Here is a 24,202-nt window from a genome sequence, read left to right on the forward strand (position 1 = left end):
GGTGAACAGGATCGTCAACCGTGTGCTGCTCGGGATCACGGGCCTGCTCCTGGTGGCCCTCGGCGGGGCCGTGCTGGCCGTCGGGCTGGGAGCGCCGGCGCCCTCCTGGTGGCTGCACCACGGACGGCACGACGTCCTGCTGAGCGACGCCGAGCGGACCCGGTGGCGGGACACGGGCTGGTGGTGGCCCGTCGTGATCGCCGCACTCGCGGTCCTCGTCCTGCTCCTGCTCTGGTGGCTGGTCGCGGTCCTGCGCCGGCGCCGGCCGGCCGAGGTGTTCGTCGACACCGGCGACGGCGACGGAGCGGTCCTGCGCGGCCGGGCCCTGGAGGCGGTCCTCGCCGAGGAGGCGGGCGGGCTGGACGGCGTCGACCAGGCCCACGTCCGGCTGACCGGCCGCCGCGGTGCCCCGCGGACCCACGTCCGCCTCCGCCTGGAGCCCCACGTCGACCCCGGCACCGCGCTGAAGACCCTCACCACCGGAGCCCTCACCCATGCCCGTGAGGCGGCGGGCCTGGCCACCCTCCCGGCCGAGGTCCGCCTGCGAGCGGTCAAACACCGCGCGGAACGCGTCAGCTGACCCCGGCCCCCGCCCCGGAACCGGACGGACCCCGGCGCCGGACGCGCCCCTAGAACCCGTGCCGCACCCCGCCGTCCACCGGGACCATGACGCCGGTGACGTAGGAGGCGGCCGGGGAGAGGAGGAAGGCCGCGGTGCGGCCGAACTCGGCCGGGGTGCCGTAGCGGCGCAGGGGGATGCGGGACTGGGCCGCCTGACGGGTGGCCTCCGGGTCGGCGGAGAGGGCGTCGAGTTCCCGGACCCGGTCCGTGTCGATCCGCCCGGGAAGCACCCCCACGACGCGGATGCCGCGCGGGCCCAGCTCGTCCGCGAGGGACTTGGCGAAGCCGGCGAGCCCGGGGCGCAGGCCGTTGGAGATGGTCAGGCCGGGGAGCGGTTCGTACACCGAGCCGGACAGCACGAAGCCGATGACCCCGCCCTCGCCCAGCTCCGCGGCGGCGGCACGGGCCAGTCGTACCGCGCCCAGGAACACCGACTCGAACGCCGACCGCCACTGCTCGTCGGTGGTGTCGGCGACGAACCCGGGCGGCGGTCCGCCCACGCTGACGAGGAGGCCGTCGAAACGGTGGAACCGCTCACGCGCGGTCGCGATCAGCCGCGCCGGTGTCCGGGGGTCGGCGTTGTCGACCGCCACGCCGACCGCGTTCGGCCCGAGACCGGCGACCGCCTCGGCGACGCTCTGCTCCTCCCGCCCCGTGACGACCACCTTCGCACCGTCCGCGACCAGCTCGCGCGCGGCGGCGTTGCCCAGCCCGCGGGTCGCCCCGGTGACGACGTACACCCGGTCCTTCAGTCCAAGATCCATGGCCCTATTCTGCCTCTTCTGCCTTTTCGCCCCCGAACAGGGCGAGGGCGGTGTTCACCAGGCCGATGTGGCTGAACGCCTGCGGGAAGTTGCCCAGCAGCCGCCCGCCCACCGCGTCGTACTCCTCCGCCAGCAGACCCACGTCGTTGGCCAGCCCCAGCAGCCGCTCGAACAGCTCGCGTGCCTGATCCGTCCGGCCCGCCATGTGCAGGGCGTCCGCGAGCCAGAACGAGCACACCAGGAACGTGCCCTCCTCACCGGGCAGGCCGTCGACGGGCGCGGCGTCCGGGGTGTAGCGGCGTACGAACCCGTCCTGGCCCAGCTCCGCGCGGATCGCGTCGATCGTGCCGAGCACCCGGGGATCGTCGGGCGGCAGAAAACCCACCCGGGGGATCAGCAGCAGCGCGGCGTCCAGTTCGCGCGAGCCGTAGGACTGCGTGAACGTGTTGCGCTCCTTGTCGTACCCCTTCTCGCACACGTCACGGTGCACCTCGTCGCGCAACGCGCGCCAGCCGTCGAGGTCGCCCCCGAGGTCCGGGCTCTCCTCCAGGAGGCCTACCGCACGGTCCGCGGCCACCCACACCATCACCTTGGAGTGCACGAAGTGGCGGCGGCCGCCGCGCACCTCCCACAGCCCCTCGTCCGGCTGCCGCCAGGCCGTGCGCAGGAAGTCCAGCAGCACGGTCTGCAGGGCCCACACGTCCGGGCGCGGGGGAAGGCCCGAACGCCGGGCCAGCGCCAGCGAGTCCACGACCTCGCCGTACACGTCCAGCTGGAGCTGGTTGACGGCGTCGTTGCCGACCCGTACCGGGGTGGCGCCGCCGAAGCCGGACAGCCACGGCAGCTCGGACTCGGGCAGCCGCCGCTCGCCCGCCAGCCCGTACATGATCTGCAGATCCGCCGGATCGCCCGCGACCGCGCGCAGCAGCCAGTCGCGCCAGGCCTCCGCCTCCTCCTGGTACCCGGCCGCCAGCAGCGCGCTCAGGGTCAGCGTGGAGTCGCGCAGCCAGCAGAAGCGGTAGTCCCAGTTGCGTACCCCGCCCGGCTCCTCCGGCAGTGAGGTGGTGGGCGCGGCGACGATCCCCCCGGTGGGGGAGTAGGTGAGCGCCTTGAGCGTGATCAGGGACCGCACCACCGCGTCCCGGTGCGGGCCGGTGTAACGGCACCGGGACGCCCACGCGCGCCAGTCGGCGATGCTGTGCCGCAGCGAGGAGTACGGGTCGACCAGCGGCGGGCGCGGCTCGTGGGAGGGGTGCCAGGTGAGGACGAACGCGACCCGTTCGCCCGGCCCGACCGTGAACTCGGAGTGCGTGCCGAGGTCCTCGCCCCAGGTGGGCACCTCCGGCACACTGCGCAGCCACGCCGAGTCCGGCCCCGCGACCGCCACCCGGTGGCCGTCGGCCCTGCGCATCCAGGGCACCACCGAGCCGTAGTCGAAACGCAGCCGCAGCGTGCTGCGGACGGTCACCTCGCCGCGCACGCCCTCGACGATGCGCACCAGGTCGGGGGCGCGGTCGCGCTGCGGCATCAGGTCGGTGACGCGCACCGCGCCCTCGTCGGTCTCCCACTCGGTGTCCAGGACGAGGGTGTCCCGGCGGTAGGCGCGGCGCGTGTACCGCTCGGCGCCCAGCGGCGCGATGCGCCAGTGACCGTTGTCCTCGTCGCCGAGCAGCCGGGCGAAGCAGGCGCCGGAGTCGAAGCGGGGCAGGCAGAGCCAGTCGACGGACCCGTCCGCGCCCACCAGGGCAGCGGTCTGTTCGTCGCCGATGAGCGCGTAGTCCTCGATACGGTGCACGAGGTGCGGATGCCCGGCCGCCGGGGGCGGCAATCAGGGGCGGCGCCGAGCGTGCTCTAGACAGCCGCGGGCTGGCCGGTCTCCGCCGCGTCCGCCGTCCCGGCAGCCGCCTGCTCCGCCCGCTCCCGTACCTCGCGGCGGACCAGGACCACCCAGCCGACGGGGACGCCCGCGGCGAACAGCCACCACTGGACGGCGTACGCCATGTGCGGGCCGATCTCGTCGTGCACGGGTTCGGCGATCAGCTGCGGGGTGTCACCGCCCGGTCCGGGCTCCGTCAGGTCGACGTAGCCGCCGAGGACCTCCCTGCCGAGCCGCTCGGCCTCCAGCTCGCTGTTGATCAGCATGATCTGCCGGTCGGGCAGGCCCTCGAGGTTCTTGATGCCGCTGTCCTCGGTCGTCTGGTCCTGCATCAGCCGCCCGGTGACGGTGATCTCGCCCTCGGGCGGCGGGGGGATCTCCGGGAACGCGCTCTGGCTCGGGCCGTCCGAGGGCACCCAGCCCCGGTTGACCAGCAGGATCCTGCCGTCCTCGAGGACGAACGGGGTCAGCACGTGGTAGCCGACCTCGTCGTCCGCGTTGGTACGGCGGCGCACGACGACCTCGTCGGCGGTGTCGAAGCTCCCCTTCGCCGTCACCCTGCGGTACAGGTGCTCGTGCTCGACCTTCGCTCCGGGCGAGGTCAGGGACCTGGCGGGCACCGGCTCGGCCGCCAGGGAGTTGGCGATCACCTGGTTCAGGGCGACCCGGCGCTCATGACGGTGCAACTGCCAGAAGCCCAGCTCGACCATCGTCGGGATGAGCACGAGTGCCAGAAAGGTGAGGATCACCCACTGGCGGGACAACAGGAAGCGGTACACCCCACGACCGTACAACCAGGGCCATGGGGTGTATTCAGGCGGGTGCGTCCTCACACCCGGTCGACGATGCCCGCCCTTCCCTCCGCGCGGGCGCAGTGGGCGCCGCAGTACCAGTGGCCCTCGGCCTCCACGCCCTGGCCGATGATCTGCACCCGGCAGTGCTCGCAGATCGGGGCCATCCGGTGGATCGCACAGGAGAAGCAGTCGAAGACGTGCACCGCGCCCTGCGCGTGCACCTCGAAGGTCATTCCGTAACTGTTGCCGCACACTTCGCATGTCGCCATGCGCCACAGGGTGGGCCCACCGGTCCGGTACGGGCGAGCGGGCGGCGGGCGAGTCGTCCGGCAATCACCCGTCCGTACGGTCCTTTGGACCCGGCGGGCGGACGGCGCCCCGCCGGCCGTCGGCGCGGTCAGCCCTCCGACGCGGGGGCGACGTCACCGAGCAGCTGGCCGAAGGCCGCCTCGTCCACGACCGGGGTGCCGTACTGCCGGGCCTTGACCACCTTGGACGTGCCCGAGTCCGGATCATTGGTGACGAGGAGGCTGGTCAGCCGGGACAGGCTGGTGGCGACGTGCAGCCCGGCCTCGGTCGCCCGGTCCTCCAGCAGGTCCCGCTCCACGGAGGTGTCACCGGAGAACGCGACCCGCATGCCCTGCCTGAGCGGCTCGCCCGGCTGGTACCGCCCCGGGTTGGGGTAGGGGCAGGCGGGCCGCTTGCGGGAGGGGCGCCAGCCGGTGGACCGGTGGTCGCCGCCGTACCCGGCCTGCCGGCCGGCCCGGGGCCGGTCGGTCCACTCCGTCAGCGGCAGGCACTCGTGCAGCGGCAGCCGCACCCCGCCCACCGCCGCGGCCCGCAGGCTGGGCCGGAACACCTCCGCGAGCACCCGCGCGTCGTCCAGCGCGTGGTGCGCGCGCTGCTGCACCACACCGAAATGCGCGGCGAGCGACTCCAGCTTGTGATTGGGCAGCGGCAGCCGGAGCTCCTTGGAGAGGACGATCGTGCACAACCGCTGCTTCACCGGTGCCTGCGCGCCGGCGCGGGCGTACTCGCGGGCGATCATCTGCCAGTCGAAGACGGCGTTGTGCGCGACGAGCACCCGCCCCTCCAGCCGGGTGGCGAACTCTTCGGCGATGTCACCGAAGAGGGGCGCCCCTTCGAGGGCCTCGCTCGTCAGGCCGTGGATCCACACCGGACCGGGGTCCCGCTGCGGATCGACCACCGTGTACCAGTGGTCCTCGACCTCACCGCGCGCGTCCAGCCGGTAGACGCCCGCGGAGACGATGCGGTCGTCCCGGGCGAGTCCCGTGGTCTCCACGTCGACGACCGCGTACCCCTGCGGGTACGAGGCCGGCCAGGCGATGGCGGAGGATGCTGCGGTCGTGAGGTCTTCGAGCATGGTTCATGAGGATACGGGCCGCGACTGACAGCCCTGCCCGCCAGGTGCCGTGCGGGCCCCGCCGCCCGGTCTCACCAGCGGATCGGTACCGGAAGCGCCGTCAGGAGGCCCGACACCGCCACCACCAGGGCCAGCAGGGAGGCCTCCGCCCACGCGGGGCCGCGGGCGCTCAGCGGATCGGCCGCGCGGGCCAGCCGGACCCGGGCCCACAGGGCGAGGGCCGCGACACCGGCCATCAGGATCACCTTCGCGAGCAGGACGCGCCCGTACGCGGTGTCCGTCAACTGCTCCAGGATCGTCCCCGGCGGCATCCGGCGCAGTGAACTGAACACCCCGGTCGCGGTGATGGCGGCCAGCAGGACGGCCGCCACGCGCGCGTACAGCCCCAGCAGCACGCCCCCCGCCTCCGATTCCCGCCACGCCCGCATGGTGCGCAGCGCGTACAGCAGGCCGCCCACCCAGAGCGAGGCGCAGGTCAGGTGAATCAGTGTCAGGCCGGAGCCGAGCAGCGGGGTGTACTCGGTCTTCGGGTGCGCGCGCAGGGCCTCGGCGACGATGATCGCGGTCAGCGGCCAGGCCTGTGTGCCCGGCCGGCCGGAGGCGGCGCACAGGGCCGCGAGGAGGAACGCGTTGACCTCCAGGAGGGCCAGCTTGCCGTCCCGGGAGTCGTACAGGCCGCCCACGTCGACGGCGGCGAGGCTCTCGGGGATCAGGTTGCCGGTGGCCACGACGGAGGCGAGTCCGAGGGCGGCCGCGAAGCCGACGGTGTTCGCGGCGGTGGACCAGCTGCGGGGCACGGCCGGGGGAGCGTCGGGCACGGAACGCAGGAGCCGCTTCACGAACAGTTCGCCGACGGGTATCGCCAGCGCCGCGAACAGCACCGTCCGCAGCAGGGCTATGCCGCCGGTACCGGGCGCCGGGGCCTCACCGGTTCCGCGCAGGGCGGGGGACGGGCCGAGGAAAGGTATCAGCGCAGCCAGCGCCACCAGGACGAGTACGGCGACGGCCGGGCCGGTGCCGGAACGCCGCGCACCCCTGTGCGCACCAGCCGCCCCGGGCCTGGGATTTGTCAGAGTCACCCCAGGATCTTCACAAGCACTCACAGAACGGGCAAGCGTGCGACGAGGGGGCCGGGGACAATTCGCGCCAAGGTCGGATTCAACGCCCCGGCCGTACCCGTGCGGCCCGCCGGCCCCGGCCCGTCATCCCCACCGCGCGGTGTCCGCCCCCCACGGTCCGGGCGGCCGGGCCCAGTCACGGGGCCCTCCGGCGAACGACACCGCGGGCCGGACGTACCGCAGCCTGCCCCGCGCACTGTCCGCCTCCGTGAGCCAGGCGTCGGCGGACCCGCCCGCGACCGGGGCCAGAGCGGCCGCCGAGCCTTCGGCCGGCCCACCCGTGTGGGCCGCTCCTTCCAGCAGCAGGCCCGCCGTCCGCGCCAGCGCCAGCCGCACGAACCGGCCGCCCCCCTCGTCCGCCTGCTCGGTCAGCGCCCGCAGCACCGCCCCCGCCAGCAGATATCCCGTGCCGTGGTCGAGGGCCTGCGCCGGGAGTGCCCCCGGCCGCTCCGGTGAACCCTCGCTCGCCGCGATCCCCGTGGCCGCCTGCACCAGGCTGTCGAAGCCGCGCCGGTCGCCCCACGGCCCGTACGCACCCCACGCCGACAACTGCGCCACGACCACCCCGGGACGGCGCTCGGCCAGTGCCTCGGGGCTCAGCCCGAGGCGGTCCAGGGTCCCTGGCCGGTACCCGGTGACCACCACGTCCGCGGCCGAGAGCAGCTCCTCGAAGGCATCCCGGCCGACCGTCAGATCCAGCAGGGCCGAGCGCTTCCCGAACCCCGTGTCGGTGTGCTGGTCGGGGAGTTCGGGCAGCCCGGGGGAGTCCAGGCGCAGCACGTCCGCGCCGAGCAGGGCCAGCGTGCGGGTGGCGACCGGCCCCGCGACGACCCGCGTCAGATCCAGCACCCGCAGCCCCGCCGCCGGCAGCAGCGGATCGCGGTCCACGGGGGTGAGCACGCGCGCGGGTGCGGTGTCCAGCCGCCCGCGCTCCACCAGCGGACGCTCCGCCACCGCCGCGGCCTGCTCGTGCGCCGCCCACCGCGCGGGCGTCCGCAGCGCGACGGCGAGTCCCCCGGCGGCGTGCACGGCCTCCTCGACCTCGACGGCCGACCGCTCGGCGAGCGCCGCCGCCACCACCCGCGGGTCCTCGGGCGTCCCCAGCGCGGCGAGCAACCGGGCCCGGTGGTGGGGGTAGTTGGCGTGTGTGCGCACCCAGCCGTCGGCCGTGCGCCAGAAACGCGACAGCGGCGCGAAGGCCACCGGGGCCCGCCCGTCGACCAGCAGATGCCGTTCGCTGACGAACGCCGCGGCCACCGCTCCGTCGTCCACCCGCACCGCGGGCGTCCCAAAGACTCCGGGACGCCCCGCAGGAGTGCGTCCCGAGGGCGTGCGGGCCGCCCGCCGCGTGCCCAGTTCGGCCGCGGCCAGCGCGCACGCGCCCACACAGGCGCGCGCCAGCTCCCGTACCGGCAGCCGCGCGGGAAGGACTTCGGGCCGCTCGACGGTCGACACACGCGTGAGGAGGGCGGGATCGCCGCCGAGCGAGGACCACACGGCCGCGAGGCCGACGGGGGATTCGGTGTCGGTCATGGGTGCACTGTGCCGCACCGGCGGCCCCCGCGGCGTGAGCCGGTCATCACACTCGGGCACCCGCCGACGCCCCGCCCACGATCCACCCGCGGGAACTCAGCACACCGGAAGGGCCGGGCGGATCGCCCGGCCCTTCCCCTCTCACAGATCACGCGGTACGACCGCGCGGTACTACTACCGCTGCTCCTGCTCCTGCTTCGCCTATCGCTTCACCGCGTCCAGCGCGTCGACGATGCCGAAGCCGTAGAAGCCGTTGATCCGCTTGCCGCCCTCGCACGTCGCGTCCTGCACTCCGTCGCCGTCCTGGTCGTAGGAGGCCGGGCAGCCCGGGTTGTCTGCCTGTGCCTTCAGCAGCGCCTGCAGCGCGGCCGGGGTCGCCCACGGGTGCTTGGACTTCAGCAGCGCGGCCACCCCGGCGGCGTGCGGTGCGGCCATCGAGGTGCCCTGGAGGAAGCCGTACTGGTTGTTCGGCATCGTGGACAGGATGCGGCCGTTCTTCGACGGCGTGTCCGGCAGCTGGTAGCGGCTGTCGCCGCCCGGTGCCGCGACGTCCACCACGCGGTTGCCGTACGTGGAGTAGAACGACTTGGCGTCGTGCACACCGGTCGCGCTGACCGTGACCACACCCGGCAGCTGGGTCGGCAGGTCCAGGCACTCGGAGGGGTCGATGGTGCGCTCGACCGGCGTGGTGTCGTTCGGGCTGGAGGCGTCGTCGATCGCGTCCGAGGCCAGGTCGTGGTTGGAGTTGCCGGCCGAGGCGACGTGCAGGGTGCCCTTCTTCTGGGCGTACAGCTGGGCCCGGTTGACCGCGTCGACGATCGCCTTCTGGTCGGGGTCGTCCGTGCAGTTGTACAGCCAAGGGTCCACGTAGTAGCTGTTGTTGGTGATCTCGACGCCGTGGTCGGCGGCGAACACGAAGGCGCAGACGACGTTCTCCGGGTAGAAGAGACCGTTGTCCGGGTCGCTCACCTTGATGCTGGACACCTTCACACCGGGCGCGACACCGGCGACCCCGATGCCGTTGCGGGCCGCGGCGATCTCACCGGCCACATGAGTGCCGTGGTAGTCCTCGTCCGTGTACGGACGCCAGGCCCCCTCGCTGGTGTCCGCCGTGCCGCCGACGCAGTTGGCCGACTGGGCGGCGGAGAAGTTCGGTGCGAGGTCGGGGTGGGTGTCGTCGACGCCGGTGTCGATCACGGCGACGGTCACCTTCCGGCTGCCGGGGTTGATCCGCGCGGCCTTGTCGGCGCCGATCGCCCGCAGGTCCCACTGGTCGGCCTCGAGGGGCTCGCTGCCGGGAACCTTGTCCGAGGCGGCCTTCGTCCGCGCGGCCTCGGCGGCCGTCATGCGGTCGGCGGCACCCACGTCGGTCGTCCCGGCCGGAGCCAGCGGCGCGGTACGGGTGGCCCCGGCGGACTGCACTCCCCGCGCGGCGCGGATCTCCTGGCCGAAGTCCGGGTTCGCCGAGTGGACGACGATCACACCGATCTTGTCGTGCGTGACCACGACGGTCCCGCCGGCCGCGGCGATCGCCTTCTTCACCGACGCGATGGTGCGGTGGTCCGCCTTGGTGTTGACGACGTACGCCAAGGCGGGCGCGTCCGTCGCCTGCTTCGCCGCCGGCACCGCCTGCGGTGCCGCCGAGGCCGCCACCGGCAGGAAGCCGAGCGAGACGGTCAGGGACAGCGCGACAGGCACGGCGAGGGCGAGACGGCGTCTGGAACGCAGATGAGCCATGGGATCTCCACATCATCCGGAAACAAAACCGCCCGAGGCACAGGTGGTGCTCGGGCAGGGACATGACGGGTGGTGCAGGGCGAAGTTATCCCGTGCCCTCCGTGAGCAACAACGTTTTGCCGTAACGACTTCGGAAAACGTCCCCCGAAAAGAAAGCGCGGACCGTTGAACCGGCGCTCGCGTGGCGCCGTGACGTTGTGCAGGGAGCGCGAGGACACTCGCCCCCGTTCCCGTCGTTCCGTTGTAACCGCACCCGCAACGCGAGGAGACTCCGTGGCCGCCGAAGCACCATCCCCCTCAGCAGCAGAGGAACACAAACTCCCCACACCCGAGGAGTTCACCGCGGTGCAGGAGAGCGCTGAGTTCGGTGAACTGCGCCGCTCCCACCGCTCCTTCGCCTTCCCCCTGACCGTCGGCTTCATCCTCTGGTACCTGCTGTACGTGCTGCTCTCGAACTACGCGGGCGGCTTCATGGGCACGGAGCTGTTCGGCAACATCAACGTCGCCCTCGTCTTCGGTGTCCTGCAGTTCGTCACCACGTTCCTCATCGCGTGGCTGTACTCCCGGCACGCCGCCACCAACCTCGACCCCAAGGCCGAGGCCATCAAGACCCGTATGGAGGGCGGCGCATGAGCCCCGCGATCACCCATGTCACCCTTGCCGCGAACGAGGCGAGCGAACACCGCGCACTGATCATCACGCTGTTCGCGCTGTTCGTCGTCGCGACCCTCGGCATCACCGTCTGGGCGGGCCGGCAGACCAAGGACGCCGCCGACTTCTACGCGGGCGGACGGCAGTTCAGCGCCTTCCAGAACGGACTCGCGGTCTCCGGCGACTACATGTCGGCCGCGTCCTTCCTCGGCATCGCCGGCGCCATCGCCCTCTTCGGCTACGACGGCTTCCTGTACTCCATCGGCTTCCTGGTCGCCTGGCTGGTCGCCCTCCTGCTGGTCGCCGAGCCGCTGCGGAACTCCGGCCGCTACACGATGGGCGACGTCCTCGCCTACCGCATGCGCCAACGGCCCGTGCGCACCGCGGCCGGCACCTCCACCATCGTGGTGTCGATCTTCTACCTGCTGGCCCAGATGGCGGGCGCCGGCGTCCTCGTCTCGCTGCTGCTCGGCATCACCTCCGACGCCGGCAAGATCCTCATCGTCGCCCTCGTCGGCGTCCTGATGATCGTCTACGTCTCCATCGGCGGCATGAAGGGCACCACCTGGGTGCAGATGATCAAGGCCGTGCTGCTCATCGGCGGCACCATCCTGATCACCTTCCTGGTGCTGCTGAAGTTCAACTTCAACATCTCCGACCTGCTGGGCAAGGCCGCCGAGAACAGCGGCGCGGGCGCGGCCTTCCTGGAGCCCGGCCTGCAGTACGGCGCGAACGGCACCACCAAGCTGGACTTCATCTCCCTCGGCATCGCCCTGGTGCTCGGCACCGCCGGCCTGCCGCACATCCTGATCCGCTTCTACACGGTGCCCAACGCCAAGGCCGCCCGTAAGTCCGTGAACTGGGCCATCGGCATCATCGGCGGCTTCTACCTGATGACCATCGCCCTCGGCTTCGGCGCCGCAGCCCTCATCTCGCGCACCGAGATCATCGAGTCCAACCCGTCCGGCAACACGGCCGCGCCGCTGCTCGCCCTGCACCTGGGCGGCATCGACTCGACCTGGGGCGCGATCCTGCTCGCCACCATCTCGGCGGTCGCCTTCGCCACGATCCTCGCCGTGGTGGCCGGCCTCACCCTCGCCTCGTCCTCCTCCTTCGCGCACGACATCTACGCCAACGTCATCCGCAAGGGGAAGGCCACGGAGAAGGAGGAGATGCGGGCGGCCCGCTGGGCGACCGTCCTCATCGGTGTCGTCTCCATCGCGCTCGGCGCCCTCGCCCGCGACCTGAACGTGGCCGGTCTGGTCGCGCTGGCCTTCGCGGTCGCCGCGTCCGCCAACCTGCCGACGATCCTCTACAGCCTGTTCTGGAAGCGGTTCACCACCCAGGGCGCCCTGTGGTCGATCTACGGCGGTCTCATCGTCGCCGTCGGCCTGGTGCTGTTCTCGCCCGTGGTCTCCGGCGACCCGACCGCGATGTTCCCCGACGTCGACTTCTCCTGGTTCCCGCTGAAGAACCCGGGACTCATCTCCATCCCGTTCGGTTTCCTGATGGGCTGGCTGGGCACCGTCCTGTCCAAGGAGGAACCGGACGCCAAGAAGTACGCGGAGCTGGAGGTCCGGTCGCTGACCGGCGCCGGCGCCCACTGACCCGCACCGGCGGCCGGGCCGCGTCGTACGGACCTCTCCCGGAGGTCCGTACGACGCGGCCGCCGTACGTTCGTCGCCTCTGACCGCTGTGCTTGTCGGTGCCGTCGCGTAGGCTCGCAGACAGCCGGAGTACGCGTGATCCGAGTCGAGGGAGGGGCCCACGTGCTCATCGACACGTACGGCCGCGTGGCAACCGACCTGCGGGTGTCACTGACCGACCGGTGCAATCTGCGGTGCACCTACTGCATGCCCGAGGAGGGCCTGCAGTGGCTGGCCAAGCCCGACCTGCTCACGGACGACGAGATCGTCCGCCTCATCGACATCGCCGTCACCTCCCTCGGTGTCGAGGAGGTCCGCTTCACCGGCGGTGAGCCCCTGCTCCGCCCCGGCCTGGTCGGCATCGTCGAGCGGGTCGCGGCCCTGGAACCCCGCCCCCGGACCTCCCTCACCACCAACGGCATCGGCCTCGGGCGCACCGCGGCGGCCCTGAAGGAGGCGGGCCTGGACCGGGTCAACGTCTCCCTCGACACGCTCCGTCCGGACGTCTTCAAGACCCTCACCCGCCGCAACCGCCACCAGGACGTCATCGACGGCCTGTACGCGGCCCGTGAGGCCGGACTGACCCCGGTGAAGGTCAACTCGGTCCTGATGCCGGGACTCAACGACGACGAGGCCCCCGACCTGCTGGCCTGGGCCGTGGACCACGGCTACGAGCTGCGCTTCATCGAGCAGATGCCCCTGGACGCCCAGCACGGCTGGAAGCGCGACGGCATGATCACCGCCGGCGACATCCTCGCCTCCCTGCGCACCCGCTTCGAGCTGACCCCCGAGGGCGAGGAGGCCCGCGGCTCCGCCCCGGCCGAGCGCTGGCTGGTCGACGGCGGCCCGCACCGCGTCGGCGTCATCGCCTCCGTCACCCGCCCGTTCTGCGCGGCCTGCGACCGCACCCGGCTCACCGCCGACGGGCAGATCCGCACCTGCCTGTTCGCGACCGAGGAGACGGACCTGCGCGCGGCCCTGCGCTCCGACGCGCCCGACGAGGAGATCGCCCGGATCTGGCGGCTGGCCATGTGGGGCAAGAAGGCGGGCGCCGGTCTCGACGACCCGGCGTTCGTGCAGCCCGACCGCCCGATGTCCGCCATCGGCGGCTGAAGCGGCTGAAGCGGCCGAAGGGCCGAGAACCGAGGGGCCGAGAGCCAGGGCCTGAGGGCCGGGCCCGGAGGCCGGGGCAGGGTTCGGGACTACGCCTCTTCGGGCGCCCGCCACTCCTCGAAGCGCACCACGTCCTTCAGGAACCCGCGTACGCCGAGGAACTGCGACAGATGCTCCCGGTGCTCCTCACACGCGAGCCAGGTCTTACGGCGCTCCGGCGTGTGGATCTTCGGGTTGTTCCAGGCGAGCACCCACACGGCGGCGGCACGGCAGCCCTTGGCGGAACAGATCGGCGTCTCGGGATCAGGGTCCATCACACCGCCGACCCTAACCCGACCGGCTCAGCGGCAACGGGCGGAAGCGCCTGTCACACCCGGAACAAAGGCGACGCCGAGCAGCCACGGGGGGAGCTGCCCGGCGTCGGTCTGTCGCTCCGACGGGGGATGCGGAGCGCGTACGAAGTATGTCACGGGTCACCCTGCCCCCGGCACCGGAACAACATGATTGATCTGAGCTTTTCTTGAGCTTGGCGGGGAAGCGACTTCCGGTTCCGGCCGGTCATGGCCATGGTCCGAAGGTCATGACGGCCCGGGCCGCTCCGTTCGTGCGCCGGGCGTGGGCTCGGGAGCGGGTTCGGGCGCCGCGTCCTCCGCCCCCGGTTCCGCCGTGTCGTCGTCCGTCGCCGACGGCTCGATCATCGGCCGCATCTGCGTCGACAGGTAGGTCGACGGCAGCGACGGCACGTTCTCGCGCCCGGCGTTGGCGATCACCACCGCGATGTACGGCAGCAGCATGCCGAGGACCAGCGCCACGATCGCCACGTGCCGTTCCACGTTCCAGAGCGACGCCGCGAGGATGACCGAGATCGTACGGACGGTCATCGAGATCACATACCGGCGCTGCCGCGCACGCACATCGTCCTGGAGGCCCGCCCTGGCGCCGGTGATCCGGAACACCTGGACGCTGCCGCCGTGCTGCTTCCGCATCACATTCCACCATCCGCCCGTATCGGACTTTTCCCGCCCCTGGCCGTCTCGTGACCGGCCGGGGCACCGGGCCCGCACGAGGACCACGTTACGCCGCGCCCCTGCCGCCCACGAGAGCGGGGCGCCCGGGTGGTCCGCGGATCCGTCCGCCGTCCCCCGTCCGTCCACCCCGCCCGAGCCCGTACGGCACGCCCGACATGCGGCGTCACGGGTCCGGGCCGAAACTGGCCGTAATGCTCGCGTCTAGGCGTACCAGGAGGCAGTCATGGGCTGGTTGTGGGCGATCATCGTGGGATTCGTGCTCGGCCTGATCGCCAAGGCGATCATCCCCGGCAAGCAGCACAGCCCACTGTGGCTGACCACCATCTGCGGCATCCTCGGCGCCATCGCGGGCAACGCGATCGCGCGCGGCTTCGGTATCGCGGAGACCCCGGGCATCGACTGGGGCCGGCACATCTTCCAGCTGGTCGCGGCGATCATCATCGTCTTCTTCGTCGACATGCTCTACATGCAGATGCGGGGCCGCAAACAGCAGCGGGTCTGACGCACGGGCCCCACGAGGTGCCGTCCGGGCACCCGGCGTCCTGCGAGGTTGTCCGCCCCCTCGGACGTGGCCGCCGGACACCCGGACGTTCCAGCGGCTCAGACGGCCGTGACCTCCACCGCCGCCAGGTTCTTCTTGCCCCGGCGCAGCACCAGCCAGCGCCCGTGCAGCAGGTCCTCCTTCGCGGGGACGGTGTCCTCGGCGGTGACCTTGACGTTGTTCACGTAGGCACCACCCTCCTTGACCGTGCGCCGCGCGGCCGACTTGCTCGCCACCAGGCCCACCTCGGCGAACAGGTCGACGACCGGACCGAGCTCGGTCACCTCGACGTGCGGCACCTCGGAGAGGGCCGCCGCCAGCGTGCGGTCGTCCAGCTCCGCCAGCTCACCCTGGCCGAACAGCGCCTTCGAGGCGGCGATCACGGCGGCCGTCTGGCCGGCACCGTGCACCAGGGTCGTCAGCTCCTCGGCCAGGGCGCGCTGGGCGGCACGGGCCTGCGGACGCTCCGCCGTCTGCCGCTCCAGCTCCTCCAGCTCCTCGCGGGACCTGAAGGACAGGATCCGCAGGTAGCCCGAGATGTCCCGGTCGTCCGTGTTCAGCCAGAACTGGTAGAACGCGTACGGCGTGGTCATCTCCGGGTCGAGCCAGACGGCGCCGCCCTCGGTCTTGCCGAACTTGGTGCCGTCCGCCTTCGTCATCAGCGGCGTGGCGTAGGCGTGGACGGCGGCGTCCGGCTCAAGACGGTGGATCAGGTCCAGCCCCGCCGTGAGGTTGCCCCACTGGTCGCTGCCGCCCTGCTGCATCGTGCAGCCGTGGTGCCGGTACAGCTGGAGGAAGTCCATCGCCTGGAGCAGCTGGTAGCTGAACTCCGTGTAGCTGATGCCCTCGGAGGACTCCAGACGCCGGGCGACCGAGTCCTTGGTCAGCATCTTGTTGACGCGGAAGTGCTTGCCGATGTCCCGCAGGAACTCGATGGCGGAGAGGTTCTGCGTCCAGTCGAGGTTGTTGACCATCGTGGCCGCGTTCTCGCCCTCGAAGGTCAGGAAGGGCTCGATCTGGCCGCGCAGCCGCTCGACCCAGCCGGCGACGGTCGTCGGCGCGTTCAGCGTGCGCTCGGCGGTCGGGCGGGGGTCGCCGATCTGGCCCGTGGCCCCGCCGACCAGCGCCAGCGGCCGGTGACCGGCCTGCTGGAGCCGGCGCAGGGTGAGCACCTGCACCAGGTGCCCCACGTGCAGGGACGGGGCGGTCGGGTCGAAGCCGCAATAGAACGTGACGGGACCGTCCGCGAGCGCCTTGCGCAAAGCGTCCTCGTCGGTGGACTGGGCGAACAGCCCGCGCCACTTCAGCTCGTCGACGATGTCCGTCACGGTTCTCGTGTCTCCTCGGTGATCTGCGGTTCGCCGAACCTCGGCCGGTCGGGTGACCGCCGAGGGCGAACGCCTACGAGGTTATACGCCCTGGCTGACAGAACTCATATTGAAATCGGGGACGCGCAGCGGCGGCATCGCGGCCCTGGTGAACCAGTCGCCCCACTCCCGGGGCAGCGTCCTCTCCGTACGTCCCGCCTCCGTGGCACGGCCCAGTACGTCCACCGGCGACTCGTTGAACCGGAAGTTGTTGACCTCACCGATGACCTCGCCGTTCTCGACGAGGTAGACACCGTCCCGGGTCAGACCGGTGAGCAGCAGCGTCGCCGGATCCACCTCGCGGATGTACCACAGGCAGGTCAGCAGCAGACAGGGTCCATGATGGCCTGTGGCGGCGACCATCTCCTCCAGGGAGCGGTCCTCACCCCCGTCGAGGACCAGGTTGTCGATCGCCGGCGCCACGGGCAGCCCGGTCAGGTCCGCGCCGTGCCGGCTGGTGGTCAGACGCGTCAGCTCGCCCTCGCGGATCCACTCCGTGGCCGTCAGCGGCAGCCCGTTGTCGAACACCGACTGGTCGCCCCCGGAGGAGTGGGCGATCACGAAGGGCGCCGACTCCAGACCCGGCTCGTCCGGATCGCTGCGCAGGGTCAGCGGCAGCCCGGACAGCCGCTCACCGATCCGGGTGCCGCCGCCCGGCTTGGAGAACACCGTGCGGCCCTCGGCCGCGTCCCGGCCCGAGGCCGACCACAGCTGGTAGATCAGCAGGTCCGCGACGGCGGTCGGCGGCAGTAGCGTCTCGTACCGGCCCGCGGGCAGCTCGAGCCGCCGCTGGGCCCAGCCCAGCCGCACGGCCAGCTCGGCGTCGAGCGCCCCCGGGTCGACGTCCTTGAAGTCCCGCGTGGCACGGCCCGCCCACGCCGAGCGGGTACGGTCCGGCGACTTGGCGTTCAGCTCCAGCGTCCCGCTCGGCTGGTCGTGCCGCAGCCGCAGCCCCGTGGACGTACCGAGGTAGCTGGAGACCAGCTCGTGGTGGGCGAAGCCGTACAGCTCCCGGCCGCCCCCGCGCGCGCGGGCGAACGCCTCACCGAGGGCCGGTGCGAAGTCGGCGAACACGGCGGAGGAGGTCTCTGCGGGAGCCTCGGCGAAATCGGGGGACTCGACCGTCCCCGTGACCAGCGGCTGGGCGTCCTCGGCCGGCCCGGCGCCCCGCGCGGCGGCCTCGGCGGCGCGCACCAGGGGCTCCAGCTCGTCGACGGTCACCGCGGACCGGGACACGACGCCGGACGCCGTGCCCTCCCGGCCGTCCACCGTCGCGATGACGGTGAGCGTGCGCCCGCGGGTGACACCGTTCGTGGTGAGCGAGTTGCCCGCCCAGCGCAGATTGGCGGTCGACTGCTCGTCGGCGATCACGACACAGCCGTCGGCCCGGGACAGCTTCAGAGCACGCTCGACCAGTTCGTGCGACTTGGTGCTACGAGCGCTCATCGACCCGCCTCCTGAGTGGTGTTGAGAATGCCGACTCCCCTGAAGAGGGCGGACGGACAACCGTGCGAGACCGCCGCGACCTGCCCCGGCTGGGCCTTGCCGCAGTTGAAGGCGCCCCCGAGGACGTACGTCTGCGGACCGCCGACCGCCGTCATGGAACCCCAGAAGTCGGTGGTCGTCGCCTGGTAGGCGACATCCCGCAGCTGCCCGGCGAGCCGCCCGTTCTCGATCCGGAAGAAACGCTGCCCGGTGAACTGGAAGTTGTACCGCTGCATGTCGATGCTCCACGACCGGTCACCGACGACGTAGATGCCCCGCTCCACGCCCCCGATCAGATCCTCGGTCGACATCCCGGCGGGGTCGGGCCGCAACGACACGTTCGCCATCCGCTGCACCGGCACATGCCCGGGGGAGTCCGCGAACGCGCACCCGTTGGACCGCTCGAACCCGGTCAGCCTCGCGATCCGCCGGTCCAGCTGGTAGCCGACCAGCGTGCCGTCCCTCACCAGGTCCCAGGACTGCGCCGCGACCCCCTCGTCGTCGTAGCCCACCGTCGCCAGGCCGTGCTCGGCGGTGCGGTCGCCCGTGACGTTCATCAGCTCCGAGCCGTACTTCAGCTTCCCCAGCTGGTCGAAGGTGGCGAACGAGGTGCCCGCGTAGGCCGCCTCGTAGCCGAGGGCCCGGTCCAGCTCGGTGGCGTGCCCGATGGACTCGTGGATGGTCAGCCACAGGTTGGACGGGTCGACGACCAGGTCGTACAACCCCGGTTCCACGCTCGGCGCGCGCATCTTCTCGGCGAGCAGCTCGGGCATCCGCTCCAGCTCGTCGTCCCAGTCCCAGCCGGTGCCCCTCAGGTACTCCCAGCCGCGGCCCACCGGCGGTGCGAGCGTCCGCATGGAGTCGAACTCCCCGCTCGAGTCGTCCACCGACACGGCCGTGAACACCGGGTGCAGCCGCACCCGCTGCTGGGTGGTCGTGGTCCCGGCCGTATCGGCGTAGAACTTGTTCTCGTGCACGGTCAGCAGCGAGGCGTCCACATGGTCCACCCCGCGCGCCGCCAGCAGCCGCGCGCTCCACTCGCCCAGCAGCCCGGCCTTCTCCACGTCGGGCACGGCGAACGGATCGACCTCGTACGACGACACCCACGTCCGGTCGGCGTACACGGGCTCGTCGGCCAGCTCCACCCTCTCCTTGGACCCGGCCGCCCGGATCACCTGCGCCGACAGCTGCGCCATCGCCACGGCCTGCGAGGCGACCTTGGCGGCGGCGTCGAGGGTGAGGTCCACCCCGGAGGCGAACCCCCACGTCCCGCCGTGCACCACGCGCACCGCGTACCCGAGGTCGGTGGTGTCCGACGACCCGGCCGGCTTGGCGTCCCGCAGCCGCCAGGACGCGCTGCGCACCCGCTCCAGACGGAAGTCCGCGTGCTCCGCCCCGAGCGCCCGCGCCCGCGCCAGCGCGGCATCGGCGAGGGCGCGCAGCGGCAACGCCAGAAACGACTGATCGACTTCATGGGGCACGAGTGGGGGTTCCCTTCGGGCGCTCGCTGACGGACCGTCGAAGGCAGTGAATCACGCGCGCAGACCCCTGCAATGCAGCAGAGCCGACAGCACGCTCCCGGGACGGCGGTCGGATCCGAGGGAGTCCGCGAGCCCGTCGACTGTAGGGATCCAACAGTGGCGACCCGGTGTCACTGTCGGTGCCCGATCGCTCCGGGAAGCGGATGGACCGATAGGTTTTCGGGGAAGGCGCCTGCCGTGTGCAGGGGCTCCAGACCGCTATCGAAAGGGTGATCCGTTGAGTCGCTCGGTTCTCGTCACCGGAGGTAACCGGGGGATCGGCCTCGCCATCGCCCGCGCGTTCGCCGACGCCGGTGACAAGGTCGCGATCACGTACCGCTCGGGCGAGCCCCCCACGGGCTTCCTCGCCGTCAAGTGCGACATCACCGACAGCGAGCAGGTGGAGCAGGCCTACAAGGAGATCGAGGAAGCGCACGGTCCCGTCGAGGTGCTGGTCGCCAACGCCGGCATCAACAAGGACCAGCTGCTGATGCGGATGTCGGAGGAGGACTTCACGTCCGTCGTCGACACCAACCTCACCGGCACCTTCCGTGTCGTCAAGCGAGCCAACCGGGGCATGCTGCGGGCCAAGAAGGGCCGCGTCGTGCTCATCTCGTCGGTCGTCGGGCTCCTCGGTTCCGCCGGGCAGGCGAACTACGCCGCCTCCAAGGCCGCGCTGGTCGGCTTCGCGCGCTCCCTCGCCCGTGAGCTGGGCTCGCGCAACATCACCTTCAACGTCGTCGCCCCCGGCTTCGTCGACACCGACATGACCCGGGAGCTCACCGAGGAGCAGCAGGCGAAGATCCTCGCGCAGGTACCGCTCGCCCGGTACGCGCGGTCGGAGGAGATCGCCGCGGCCGTGCGGTTCCTCGCCTCGGACGACGCCTCGTACATCACTGGAGCCGTCATTCCCGTTGACGGCGGACTGGGAATGGGTCACTGAACGACATGAGCGGAATTCTCGAGGGCAAGCGCGTCCTGATCACCGGTGTGCTGATGGAGTCCTCCATCGCCTTCCACACGGCCAAGCTGGCCCAGGAGCAGGGCGCCGAGATCATCCTGACCGCGTTCCCGCGGCCCACCCTGACCGAGCGCATCGCCAGGAAGCTCCCCAAGCCCGCCAAGGTCATCGAGCTCGACGTGACCAACGACGAGCACCTGGGCCGCCTCGCGGACGTCGTGGGCGAGGAGCTCGGCGGCCTCGACGGCGTCGTGCACTCCATCGGCTTCGCGCCGCAGGACGCGCTCGGCGGCAACTTCCTCAACACGCCGTTCGAGTCGGTCTCCACGGCCATGCACGTCTCGGCGTTCTCCCTGAAGTCGCTGACCATGGCCTGCCTGCCGCTGATGCCGAACGGCGGTTCCGTCGTCGGCTTCACCTTCGACGCGCAGTACGCCTGGCCGCAGTACGACTGGATGGGACCGGCCAAGGCCGCCCTGGAGGCGACCAGCCGCTACGTGGCGCGTGACCTGGGCAAGCAGAACGTCCGCTGCAACCTGATCTCGGCGGGCCCGATCGGTTCCATGGCCGCCAAGTCCATCCCGGGCTTCAGCGAGCTGGCCTCCGTGTGGGACACCCGGGCCCCGCTGGAGTGGGACCTGAAGGACCCGGAGCCGGCCGGCCGCGGCGCCGTCGCCCTGCTGAGCGACTGGTTCCCGAAGACCACCGGCGAGATCGTCCACGTGGACGGCGGTCTGCACGCCATCGGCGCCTGAGCGCCGCCGGTCCGGCCGAAGCAGCAGACGAGGGCCCGCACCCTTCCCAGGAAGGGTGCGGGCCCTCGCCGCGTCACCCGTTCGGCTCAGCAGCGCGGGCGGTGCGCGGTGTCGTCGGGGCACTGTTGAGCAACAGGTCAGGAGCAACAGGTCACTGTGAGCACGCGGTGTCCGCGTGATCCCTGCCTGATCCCCGCTCGATCTCCCTCCCAGCACGGCCGAGGAGGTCCCCCTTGTGCGCTTTCACCGCCTGGCCTCAGTGACCTTCACCATCGCCGTCGGCATCGCCCTCGTGCCCGTCCTGGCGTACGAGGCGATGCCGTACGAGACCATGTCGCCCGCGCGTGTGCAGTCGGCCGGCGCCGGGTCCGACGGCGCGGGGTCCGACGATCCGTTCGGAGCCGCCTGCCGGATCGGGGTCGACGGCTCCCGGGTCACCGCGTACTGCCACAACCCCTATCCGGACACCGATCACGTGAGCCTGCACATCGAGTGCCTCCCCTGGTGGGACCTCGACAGCGACAGCGCCCCGGTGGCCGCCGGACCCGCACAGACCGTGCGGCTGACCGGCCGCTGCTGGAAGGAGGTCCGGGCCGTGTGGATCAACCACCGGAAGGCTGCCTGAACCGCCCCGGACGGCACGCCGGCGAGTGGGCGGCGGCCTCCTCGGCCGCCCTCGTCGCGTCGCCCGCGCGGATCGCCTCCAGCAGCCGCGAGTGGTCCAGGTGCGCCTTCGGGGTCAGCTCCTGGCCGACGTCGTCGCGCAGCCAGTCCCGCAGCACCTCGCTCAGGTCCGCGTACAGCTCGGTCAGCACGTCGTTGTGCGACGCCGCCACGACGGCCAGGTGGAACGTCGTGTCCGCCGCCACGAACTGCTCCGCCGCACCCGACTCCCAGGCCTCCTCACGGCGCAGCAGCAGGGTGTCGAGCTGTGTGAGGTCCTTCTCGGTGCGCCGCCCGGCGGCCAGCCGCGCCGCGGACGACTCCAGGGCGGAGCGCAGTTCCGCGATGTGCCCGGGGTCGGCGTCGGCGAAGCGGCGCTGCATCACCCCGGCCAGCTCGCTCGTGGTGACGACATAGGTGCCCGAGCCCTGACGGATGTCGAGCAGCCCGTTGTGCGCCAGCGCGCGCACGGCCTCGCGGACCGTGTTGCGCGCCACCCCGAGCTGTTCGACCAGCTCCGGCTCGGTCGGGATGCGGGAGCCGACCGGCCACTCGCCCGAGGTGATCTGGGCGCGCAGAGCGGCGATGACCTGCTCGGACAGCGCGGAACGACGGGGATGGTTCAGGGGCATGACACACCTCTGCACGGCAGGGGCGCCGATGCCGGGCGGCAACCTCGGCATGGACAGCCAATCATCCCATGATTCTATGATGTACCTCATGGCTGGTGAGGAACTCCGGACGTTCACGTCCACGACCGCACGCACGGCGGCTCCGTCCGAACCCCGGGAGACCGAACCCCGGGAGCCCGAGGCCGGGAAGGGCGGAGATCCGGAAACCGGGGGTACCGCCGCGCGTGCGTGGACGATCCGGCTGCTCGTCGTCGGCATCGTGCTGGCGGCGCTGAACCTGCGCCCCGCCATCACCAGCCTCGGCCCGCTGCTCGAGGAGGTCCGGACCGACCTCGCCATGAGCGGCAGCGTGGCCGGGCTGCTCACCTCCGTGCCCCCGCTGTGCTTCGCCGTCTTCGGCGTCACCGCCCCGCGGCTGGCCCGCCGTTTCGGAGCGGGTGCGGTGGTGTGCGCCGGCATGGTCGCCATCGGCGCGGGCCTGCTGATACGCCCGTTCACGGGAGGCACGGCGGGCTTCCTGGCCGCCAGCGCCCTCGCGCTCATGGGCATCGCCGTCAGCAACGTCCTGATGCCGGTCATCGTCAAGCAGTGGTTCCCGGACCGGGTCGGCTCCATGACCGGCCTGTACTCCATGGCCCTCGCCCTGGGCACGGCCGCGGCCGCCGCGGTGACCGTGCCGCTGACCGAGGCACTGGGCGGGAACTGGCGGTCGGGACTCGCCCTGTGGGCGGCGCTCGCCGTGGCCGCCGTACTGCCCTGGATCCCGTTCACGGGGAAGCGGGGCGCACCACCGGCCGAGCGGACCCCCGCGCCCGGCGGGCCGTCGCCGGCAGGCGCGCCCGCGCCCGAGGTGCGCATCACCCGCAGCCGGACCGCCTGGGCGCTGGCCGTCTTCTTCGGACTCCAGGCGACCGTCGCCTACATCACCATGGGCTGGATGCCACAGATCTTCCGGGACGCGGGCGTGCCCGCGAGCACGGCCGGACTGCTGCTCGCCTTCATCATGGTGATGGGCGTGCCGCTCGCCTTCGTCATCCCGCGCCTCGCCACGCGCCTGCCCCGGCAGGGTCCGATCGTGCTCGTGCTCGGCGTGAGCGGCCTGGTCGGCTACGCCGGTCTGTACTTCGCACCGGCCGCCGGCGCCCTGGTCTGGGTGCTGTTGCTGGGCATCGCCAACTGTGCCTTCCCCCTCGCGCTCACCATGGTCGGGATGCGGGCCCGGTCCGGCGCGGGCGTGGCCAAGCTGTCGGCCTTCGCCCAGAGCACCGGCTATCTGATCTCCATCCCGGGACCCCTCCTGGTGGGCGTGCTCTACCAGCACAGCGGGGGCTGGGGCCTGCCGCTCGCGCTCCTGGCCGGCCTGATGATCCCGCAGACGATCGCCGGGGTCCTGGCGGGCCGTGACCGCACGGTGGAGGACGAGGCGGCGGCCCGCTGAGCCCGCCCGGCCCGACCCCGGAGCGCGCCGCGGGGCCGGCGGGTGCGAGACTTGCCCCATGCCAGTCCTCGACCCGAACCCGCAGAACGGCCAGAAGAAGCTGCTGCTCGTCTTCGGAGCCTTCTTCGCCATCTTCATCGTCATCGGTGTGATCGCGACCATCCTCGCGCCGTGACACCCCCGGCACCGGCCCTGCCCGGGGTCCGTGGTGGTGCTGGCCCCCCTGTCCCCTAGGGGGCCAGGCTCAGGGGCAAGTGGGTGGCTCACCGGATGGGTTGAGGACCGAGGAGTACATACCTTCGAGATGTGGCCGCGAGAGGCGGCACGGAACACTCGAAGAGCGGAGACCCTCATGTCGGCGCGCACCCACACCCGGCCCCGCCCGGTTCTCCGGGGCGGCGCCGACAGCCGGCTGCCGTGGTGGGCCCTCGCCCTGCCCACGCTCGCCTTCGTCACGCTGCTCGCGCTGATCCTGGATCCCGCCGACGCGCACGCGACGACCGCCGAGCCAGGCATCACCCACCTCCTCGAGCGCGCTCAGCAGCTCATCACCCGCTGAACACCCCGGAAGCGGC

The 24,202-nt window shown here is 72.0% G+C and carries 25 protein-coding genes; 11 read left to right on the forward strand and 14 right to left on the reverse strand.

The genetic code is table 11. From position 1 onward, the window contains the following. Nucleotide 1 precedes the first annotated feature (1 nt). Entirely contained in the window at nucleotides 2–580 is a 579-nt protein-coding gene (amaP, locus tag ACTWJ9_RS26440) for an alkaline shock response membrane anchor protein AmaP (RefSeq protein ID WP_387040388.1), read from the forward strand. A gap of 49 nt (nucleotides 581–629) precedes the next feature. Here the strand turns inward: amaP and ACTWJ9_RS26445 are convergent, their stop codons facing one another. From ACTWJ9_RS26445 to ACTWJ9_RS26480, 8 genes are all read right to left on the reverse strand, one after another. Further along, nucleotides 630–1,385 (reverse strand): SDR family oxidoreductase, encoded by a 756-nt coding sequence (locus ACTWJ9_RS26445; RefSeq protein ID WP_279336774.1) that lies wholly within the window; start codon nucleotides 1,383–1,385, stop codon nucleotides 630–632. Nucleotides 1,386–1,389: 4 nt separating this feature from the next. Continuing rightward, a complete protein-coding gene (locus ACTWJ9_RS26450) occupies nucleotides 1,390–3,180 on the reverse strand; it encodes a glycoside hydrolase family 15 protein (protein ID WP_279336775.1) in 1,791 nt (596 codons plus the stop codon). Between the two features lie 56 nt (nucleotides 3,181–3,236). Then, nucleotides 3,237–4,040: an SURF1 family cytochrome oxidase biogenesis protein gene (locus tag ACTWJ9_RS26455; protein WP_279336776.1), complete on the reverse strand. Its 804-nt coding sequence runs from the start codon at nucleotides 4,038–4,040 to the stop codon at nucleotides 3,237–3,239. Nucleotides 4,041–4,090: 50 nt separating this feature from the next. Continuing rightward, on the reverse strand, nucleotides 4,091–4,324 hold the full coding sequence (locus ACTWJ9_RS26460; protein ID WP_145870071.1) for a hypothetical protein: 234 nt from the start codon (nucleotides 4,322–4,324) through the stop codon (nucleotides 4,091–4,093). A 128-nt stretch (nucleotides 4,325–4,452) separates the two neighbouring features. After that, nucleotides 4,453–5,439 carry a DEDDh family exonuclease gene (locus ACTWJ9_RS26465; protein ID WP_279336777.1) on the reverse strand — a complete coding sequence of 329 codons (987 nt, stop codon included), beginning with the start codon at nucleotides 5,437–5,439 and terminating at the stop codon, nucleotides 4,453–4,455. A 71-nt stretch (nucleotides 5,440–5,510) separates the two neighbouring features. Further along, a complete protein-coding gene (locus ACTWJ9_RS26470; protein ID WP_443294850.1) occupies nucleotides 5,511–6,518 on the reverse strand; it encodes a CopD family protein in 1,008 nt (335 codons plus the stop codon). Nucleotides 6,519–6,641: 123 nt separating this feature from the next. Continuing rightward, nucleotides 6,642–8,090: a CoA transferase gene (locus ACTWJ9_RS26475; RefSeq protein WP_443294851.1), complete on the reverse strand. Its 1,449-nt coding sequence runs from the start codon at nucleotides 8,088–8,090 to the stop codon at nucleotides 6,642–6,644. A gap of 201 nt (nucleotides 8,091–8,291) precedes the next feature. Continuing rightward, nucleotides 8,292–9,827 (reverse strand): S8 family serine peptidase, encoded by a 1,536-nt coding sequence (locus ACTWJ9_RS26480; protein WP_279336780.1) that lies wholly within the window; start codon nucleotides 9,825–9,827, stop codon nucleotides 8,292–8,294. Nucleotides 9,828–10,100: 273 nt separating this feature from the next. On the opposite strand from ACTWJ9_RS26480, the gene ACTWJ9_RS26485 reads away from it, so the two are divergent. The 3 genes from ACTWJ9_RS26485 (at nucleotide 10,101) to moaA (ending at nucleotide 13,237) form a co-directional block, all read left to right on the forward strand. Next, on the forward strand, nucleotides 10,101–10,460 hold the full coding sequence (locus tag ACTWJ9_RS26485; RefSeq protein ID WP_279336781.1) for a DUF485 domain-containing protein: 360 nt from the start codon (nucleotides 10,101–10,103) through the stop codon (nucleotides 10,458–10,460). Continuing rightward, on the forward strand, nucleotides 10,457–12,085 hold the full coding sequence (locus ACTWJ9_RS26490; protein ID WP_279336782.1) for a solute symporter family protein: 1,629 nt from the start codon (nucleotides 10,457–10,459) through the stop codon (nucleotides 12,083–12,085). The genes ACTWJ9_RS26485 and ACTWJ9_RS26490 overlap by 4 nt, the downstream gene beginning before the upstream one ends. 162 nt (nucleotides 12,086–12,247) lie before the next feature. Beyond that, complete coding sequence (gene moaA / locus ACTWJ9_RS26495) at nucleotides 12,248–13,237, forward strand: GTP 3',8-cyclase MoaA (protein WP_279336783.1); 990 nt, start codon at nucleotides 12,248–12,250, stop codon at nucleotides 13,235–13,237. Nucleotides 13,238–13,326: 89 nt separating this feature from the next. Here the strand turns inward: moaA and ACTWJ9_RS26500 are convergent, their stop codons facing one another. Together ACTWJ9_RS26500 and ACTWJ9_RS26505 are read right to left on the reverse strand one after the other, a co-directional pair. Further along, nucleotides 13,327–13,551: a hypothetical protein gene (locus ACTWJ9_RS26500; RefSeq protein WP_109383225.1), complete on the reverse strand. Its 225-nt coding sequence runs from the start codon at nucleotides 13,549–13,551 to the stop codon at nucleotides 13,327–13,329. A gap of 264 nt (nucleotides 13,552–13,815) precedes the next feature. Continuing rightward, nucleotides 13,816–14,223 (reverse strand): DUF3099 domain-containing protein, encoded by a 408-nt coding sequence (locus tag ACTWJ9_RS26505; RefSeq protein ID WP_279336785.1) that lies wholly within the window; start codon nucleotides 14,221–14,223, stop codon nucleotides 13,816–13,818. Between the two features lie 265 nt (nucleotides 14,224–14,488). Here ACTWJ9_RS26505 and ACTWJ9_RS26510 point away from each other — a divergent pair, with 265 nt between their 5' ends. Next, nucleotides 14,489–14,767: a GlsB/YeaQ/YmgE family stress response membrane protein gene (locus tag ACTWJ9_RS26510; protein ID WP_279336786.1), complete on the forward strand. Its 279-nt coding sequence runs from the start codon at nucleotides 14,489–14,491 to the stop codon at nucleotides 14,765–14,767. A gap of 98 nt (nucleotides 14,768–14,865) precedes the next feature. Here ACTWJ9_RS26510 and tyrS read toward each other — a convergent pair whose 3' ends face one another. The 3 genes from tyrS to ACTWJ9_RS26525 form a co-directional block, all read right to left on the reverse strand. Beyond that, entirely contained in the window at nucleotides 14,866–16,134 is a 1,269-nt protein-coding gene (gene tyrS / locus ACTWJ9_RS26515; protein ID WP_279336787.1) for a tyrosine--tRNA ligase, read from the reverse strand. A gap of 81 nt (nucleotides 16,135–16,215) precedes the next feature. Next, a complete protein-coding gene (locus tag ACTWJ9_RS26520; protein WP_279336788.1) occupies nucleotides 16,216–17,619 on the reverse strand; it encodes a metallopeptidase TldD-related protein in 1,404 nt (467 codons plus the stop codon). Next, complete coding sequence (locus ACTWJ9_RS26525) at nucleotides 17,616–19,139, reverse strand: TldD/PmbA family protein (protein ID WP_279336789.1); 1,524 nt, start codon at nucleotides 19,137–19,139, stop codon at nucleotides 17,616–17,618. Before ACTWJ9_RS26525 ends, ACTWJ9_RS26520 begins: the two co-directional genes overlap by 4 nt. A 277-nt stretch (nucleotides 19,140–19,416) precedes the next feature. Between ACTWJ9_RS26525 and fabG the strand changes: the two genes are divergently transcribed. The 3 genes from fabG (at nucleotide 19,417) to ACTWJ9_RS26540 (ending at nucleotide 21,519) form a co-directional block, all read left to right on the forward strand. Next, on the forward strand, nucleotides 19,417–20,121 hold the full coding sequence (gene fabG, locus ACTWJ9_RS26530) for a 3-oxoacyl-[acyl-carrier-protein] reductase (protein ID WP_279336790.1): 705 nt from the start codon (nucleotides 19,417–19,419) through the stop codon (nucleotides 20,119–20,121). Between the two features lie 5 nt (nucleotides 20,122–20,126). Beyond that, the gene (gene fabI / locus ACTWJ9_RS26535; RefSeq protein ID WP_279336791.1) at nucleotides 20,127–20,894 is read left to right on the forward strand and encodes an enoyl-ACP reductase FabI; all 768 of its coding nucleotides are present in this window, start codon (nucleotides 20,127–20,129) and stop codon (nucleotides 20,892–20,894) included. 235 nt (nucleotides 20,895–21,129) lie between these two features. Beyond that, nucleotides 21,130–21,519 carry a hypothetical protein gene (locus ACTWJ9_RS26540; protein WP_388701557.1) on the forward strand — a complete coding sequence of 130 codons (390 nt, stop codon included), beginning with the start codon at nucleotides 21,130–21,132 and terminating at the stop codon, nucleotides 21,517–21,519. On the opposite strand, the gene ACTWJ9_RS26545 is transcribed toward ACTWJ9_RS26540, so the two are convergent. Next, nucleotides 21,497–22,189: a FadR/GntR family transcriptional regulator gene (locus ACTWJ9_RS26545; RefSeq protein WP_279336792.1), complete on the reverse strand. Its 693-nt coding sequence runs from the start codon at nucleotides 22,187–22,189 to the stop codon at nucleotides 21,497–21,499. The two genes, ACTWJ9_RS26540 and ACTWJ9_RS26545, sit on opposite strands and share 23 nt — an antisense overlap. 76 nt (nucleotides 22,190–22,265) lie before the next feature. On the opposite strand from ACTWJ9_RS26545, the gene ACTWJ9_RS26550 reads away from it, so the two are divergent. The 3 genes from ACTWJ9_RS26550 to ACTWJ9_RS26560 all read left to right on the forward strand — a co-directional run bounded on the left by ACTWJ9_RS26550 (nucleotide 22,266) and on the right by ACTWJ9_RS26560 (nucleotide 24,186). Further along, nucleotides 22,266–23,627 (forward strand): CynX/NimT family MFS transporter, encoded by a 1,362-nt coding sequence (locus ACTWJ9_RS26550; RefSeq protein ID WP_443294852.1) that lies wholly within the window; start codon nucleotides 22,266–22,268, stop codon nucleotides 23,625–23,627. A gap of 58 nt (nucleotides 23,628–23,685) precedes the next feature. After that, nucleotides 23,686–23,802 carry an SGM_5486 family transporter-associated protein gene (locus ACTWJ9_RS26555; protein ID WP_279336794.1) on the forward strand — a complete coding sequence of 39 codons (117 nt, stop codon included), beginning with the start codon at nucleotides 23,686–23,688 and terminating at the stop codon, nucleotides 23,800–23,802. Between the two features lie 177 nt (nucleotides 23,803–23,979). Next, nucleotides 23,980–24,186, forward strand: a complete 207-nt coding sequence (locus ACTWJ9_RS26560; protein ID WP_279336795.1) for a hypothetical protein — start codon at nucleotides 23,980–23,982, stop codon at nucleotides 24,184–24,186. The last annotated feature ends 16 nt before the right edge of the window (nucleotides 24,187–24,202 follow it).

This window comes from Streptomyces sp. GDS52, assembly GCF_052246875.1.
GTDB lineage: Bacteria > Actinomycetota > Actinomycetes > Streptomycetales > Streptomycetaceae > Streptomyces > Streptomyces cathayae.

Coding starts and splice junctions, on each gene's coding strand:
- ACTWJ9_RS26505 (WP_279336785.1), bottom strand. CDS start 14,223: ATGCGGAAGCAGCACGGCGGCAGCGTCCAGGTGTTCCGGATCACCGGC.
- ACTWJ9_RS26460 (WP_145870071.1), bottom strand. CDS start 4,324: ATGGCGACATGCGAAGTGTGCGGCAACAGTTACGGAATGACCTTCGAG.
- ACTWJ9_RS26465 (WP_279336777.1), bottom strand. CDS start 5,439: ATGCTCGAAGACCTCACGACCGCAGCATCCTCCGCCATCGCCTGGCCG.
- ACTWJ9_RS26475 (WP_443294851.1), bottom strand. CDS start 8,090: ATGACCGACACCGAATCCCCCGTCGGCCTCGCGGCCGTGTGGTCCTCG.
- ACTWJ9_RS26555 (WP_279336794.1), top strand. CDS start 23,686: ATGCCAGTCCTCGACCCGAACCCGCAGAACGGCCAGAAGAAGCTGCTG.
- ACTWJ9_RS26445 (WP_279336774.1), bottom strand. CDS start 1,385: ATGGATCTTGGACTGAAGGACCGGGTGTACGTCGTCACCGGGGCGACC.
- ACTWJ9_RS26500 (WP_109383225.1), bottom strand. CDS start 13,551: ATGGACCCTGATCCCGAGACGCCGATCTGTTCCGCCAAGGGCTGCCGT.
- fabI (WP_279336791.1), top strand. CDS start 20,127: ATGAGCGGAATTCTCGAGGGCAAGCGCGTCCTGATCACCGGTGTGCTG.
- ACTWJ9_RS26560 (WP_279336795.1), top strand. CDS start 23,980: ATGTCGGCGCGCACCCACACCCGGCCCCGCCCGGTTCTCCGGGGCGGC.
- ACTWJ9_RS26545 (WP_279336792.1), bottom strand. CDS start 22,189: ATGCCCCTGAACCATCCCCGTCGTTCCGCGCTGTCCGAGCAGGTCATC.
- ACTWJ9_RS26480 (WP_279336780.1), bottom strand. CDS start 9,827: ATGGCTCATCTGCGTTCCAGACGCCGTCTCGCCCTCGCCGTGCCTGTC.
- ACTWJ9_RS26490 (WP_279336782.1), top strand. CDS start 10,457: ATGAGCCCCGCGATCACCCATGTCACCCTTGCCGCGAACGAGGCGAGC.
- ACTWJ9_RS26520 (WP_279336788.1), bottom strand. CDS start 17,619: ATGAGCGCTCGTAGCACCAAGTCGCACGAACTGGTCGAGCGTGCTCTG.
- ACTWJ9_RS26510 (WP_279336786.1), top strand. CDS start 14,489: ATGGGCTGGTTGTGGGCGATCATCGTGGGATTCGTGCTCGGCCTGATC.
- ACTWJ9_RS26550 (WP_443294852.1), top strand. CDS start 22,266: ATGATGTACCTCATGGCTGGTGAGGAACTCCGGACGTTCACGTCCACG.